General features: G+C 54.3%; 1 rRNA gene. It reads right to left on the bottom strand.

From position 1 onward, the window contains the following. A 16S ribosomal RNA gene (locus tag NXT09_RS22350) occupies window positions 1-456 on the bottom strand; the annotation flags it as partial. Window positions 457-503: the final 47 nt, after the last annotated feature.

The raw sequence follows: 503 nt of genomic DNA on the forward strand, positions 1-503 counted from the left end.
CGCCTTCCTCCCCGCTGAAAGTGCTTTACAACCCGAAGGCCTTCTTCACACACGCGGCATGGCTGCATCAGGCTTGCGCCCATTGTGCAATATTCCCCACTGCTGCCTCCCGTAGGAGTCTGGACCGTGTCTCAGTTCCAGTGTGGCTGGTCATCCTCTCAGACCAGCTAGGGATCGTCGCCTAGGTGAGCCATTACCTCACCTACTAGCTAATCCCATCTGGGCACATCTGATGGCGAGAGGCCCGAAGGTCCCCCTCTTTGCTCTTGCGAGGTTATGCGGTATTAGCTACCGTTTCCAGTAGTTATCCCCCTCCATCAGGCAGTTTCCCAGACATTACTCACCCGTCCGCCGCTCGTCACCCAAGGAGCAAGCTCCTCTGTGCTACCGCTCGACTTGCATGTGTTAGGCCTGCCGCCAGCGTTCAATCTGAGCCATGATCAAACTCTTCAATTTAAGATTTGTTTGATTTGCTGAACTCGTCAGCGATGCTCAAAGAATTA

Source organism: Pectobacterium jejuense (assembly GCF_026800125.1).
Classification (GTDB): Bacteria; Pseudomonadota; Gammaproteobacteria; order Enterobacterales; family Enterobacteriaceae; genus Pectobacterium; species Pectobacterium jejuense.